This window comes from Pseudomonas sp. P4_C3 (genome assembly GCF_056402075.1).
In genome coordinates this window covers 1-2,758 of sequence record NZ_JBFUIC010000451.1, presented here as the reverse complement: position 1 = coordinate 2,758, position 2,758 = coordinate 1, and the positions used below count along the sequence as shown (strand labels likewise).

Sequence of the window (2,758 nt, the reverse complement as noted above, 5' to 3'; positions counted from 1 at the left end):
CTGCAGTTAGCTTTCTATCGGGTCCGCAGCGGCTGATGTCTCAGGCGAAGCAGATCAGTGGAACTGTTCTTCTTCGGTCGAACCGGTCAGTGCGGTCACTGAAGACGAGCCACCCTGGATCACGGTAGTCATGTCGTCGAAGTAGCCGGTGCCCACTTCCTGCTGGTGCGCCACGAAGGTGTAACCCTTGGCGGCGTCAGCGAATTCCTGCTCTTGCAGCTTCACGTAGGCAGTCATGTCGTTGCGGGCGTAGTCGTGCGCCAGGTTGAACATGCTGTGCCACATGTTGTGAATGCCGGCCAGGGTGATGAACTGGTGCTTGTAGCCCATGGCGGACAGTTCGCGCTGGAACTTGGCGATGGTCGCGTCGTCCAGGTTTTTCTTCCAGTTGAAGGAAGGCGAGCAGTTGTACGACAGCAGTTGGTCCGGGTATTCCTTCTTGATCGCTTCAGCGAAGCGACGAGCCTCGTCCAGGTCTGGCTTGGCGGTTTCGCACCAGATCAGGTCGGCGTACGGAGCGTAGGCCAGACCGCGAGCGATGGCCTGGTCCAGGCCGGCGCGCACTTTGTAGAAGCCTTCCTGGGTACGTTCGCCAGTCACGAATGGCTGGTCGTACGGGTCGCAGTCGGAAGTCAGCAGGTCAGCGGCGTTAGCATCGGTACGGGCCAGGATGATGGTCGGAGTACCGGCAACGTCAGCAGCCAGGCGAGCAGCGGTCAGCTTCTGTACGGCTTCCTGGGTAGGAACCAGTACCTTGCCGCCCATGTGGCCGCATTTCTTCACGGAAGCCAGTTGGTCTTCGAAGTGAACGCCGGCGGCGCCTGCTTCGATCATGCTCTTCATCAGCTCGTAAGCGTTCAGTACGCCGCCGAAACCGGCTTCAGCGTCAGCCACGATTGGCGCGAAGTAGTCGATGTAGCCAGCGTCGCCCGGGTTCTTGCCGGCTTTCCACTGGATCTGGTCGGCACGACGGAACGAGTTGTTGATGCGCTTGACCACGGTTGGAACCGAGTCCACCGGGTACAGCGACTGATCCGGGTACATCGATTCGGCGGAGTTGTTGTCCGCAGCCACTTGCCAGCCCGACAGGTAGATCGCCTGGATACCGGCCTTGACTTGTTGTACAGCCTGGCCGCCGGTCAGGGCGCCCATGCAGTTGACGAAATCTTTCTCGGGACGGAAGGCCGGCTTGGCACCCTGGGTGACCAGGTTCCACAGCTTCTCGGCGCCCATTTTTGCAAAGGTGTGCTCAGGTTGAACCGAGCCACGCAGGCGGACGACGTCAGCAGCGGAGTAAGTGCGTGTCACGCCTTTCCAGCGCGGGTTTTCAGCCCAGTCTTTTTCGAGGGCTGCAATTTGCTGTTCGCGTGTCAGTGCCATGGGAGATAAACCTCGTCGCGTCTTTATGAAAAGTTGTTCTGCGGTGGAAAATTCCTGCGCTCGCTGACCAGAAGCTTAAGCGGTCAAGTCGGATTCGGCGGGGAGGGCGACGGGATGAACGATCGGCTCGAGGGGAAGTGAGCAGGTAAAGGCGAACTGCGGGCGCATTCGGGCGTCGTGGGCCTTGGTGCGAACATCAGTGTGGTGCCGGGTTACCTATTACGCTTCCGTCCCTCGGGACAACTTCGTTCCAGTCGACAACCTCGTCAAACACACCTTGTGGGCGGTACAGACACGAAGCGGTTCGCGGGGGTAGGTGCGAACATCGCCTCGAAGGCCCTTGCCAGGGCCTCTGATTAGCGGGAGCGAGGCCATCATGCCTTCGCTTTTTTGGCTCGTCAAACGTTTTGTAGTGCTTTTTTTCAAGCACTACATCTTTGGTCTAATACGACTCGTCAGTCAGTTTTTGGTGCTTTGGTCCAGGGTGTCGACTTTCACCCGCAATGTCATGTCGTTGCGGCTCTGGGTCGAGTAGCTGCGGGTCAGGCCCTGTTTGTCGGCCTGGGTCTGGCCATTCACCCCRGCCAGCAGGATCCACTCACCGAGGTGACCGGTGACGGTTGTGTCGGTGCTTTGTACGTTCACTACATCGGGACGTTCCTGGCTCGTGCGGTCACGGTTGGTACTGATCGACAAGTGAACGATGTCACCGGTGACGTTTGCGGTGACGTAGAAGCCCTGGGTGACGTTGCGGTATTCAGTCTGGTTGCGGTAACCGCCATAGGAGTCGCTCTGGCTGCTGGTGATCGGCACGCTCTGGCCGACCTGGATCAGTGCCGGTGCGCCTTCGCTGGCCTGCACTTGCTGAATGCCGCCGTCGCGGCTATCGGTGCTGTAGTTGATGATGCGGGTCTGGTTTGACTTGGCGCCGTTGACCGAATAACCCTGGTCGTCCTGGAAGTTGTTGTCGCTGGTGTCGACGGTGATCAGCAGGCGCTTGGGTGCGGTGTCGAGTTGCGAAAGAAGGGCTTTAAGTTCGTCGATCTTGCGTTGATCGGCGTTGACGATCAGCTGATTGCCGTAGGCGCTGACCTGGCCGTCCTTGCCGACGAAATCCTGCGCCACCGGCAGCAGGTCGGCGCTGGTGCGGTAGTTCAGGGGCACGATTTCGGTGGCTGCCAAGACCGAAAAGCTGCAGGCCACCAGCAGGGTGCTGAGCAGGGTGCGTAGGGACATGTCCGTTATCTCCGCCATTGTGATTTGTGTAGGAGCAGCCGGTCGACGCTCGATTGCTCGCGATGGACTTGAGAGCGCCGTGGGGTGTCAGACTTCACGCATTATCGTTGACGACCATCGCGAGCAAGCTCGCTCCTACAAG

Annotated in this window: 2 protein-coding genes; both read right to left on the bottom strand. The window is 59.3% G+C overall.

Features of this window, described 5'->3' with window-relative positions; genetic code table 11:
* Positions 1-54: 54 nt before the first annotated feature.
* Positions 55-1,380, bottom strand: coding sequence for an isocitrate lyase (gene aceA, locus AC1DVH_RS29165; RefSeq protein WP_007970439.1), 1,326 nt, complete (start codon positions 1,378-1,380; stop codon positions 55-57).
* A gap of 459 nt (positions 1,381-1,839) precedes the next feature.
* Positions 1,840-2,616, bottom strand: a complete 777-nt coding sequence (locus tag AC1DVH_RS29160) for a secretin N-terminal domain-containing protein (protein WP_477756702.1) — start codon at positions 2,614-2,616, stop codon at positions 1,840-1,842.
* Between the last annotated feature and the right edge of the window lie 142 nt (positions 2,617-2,758).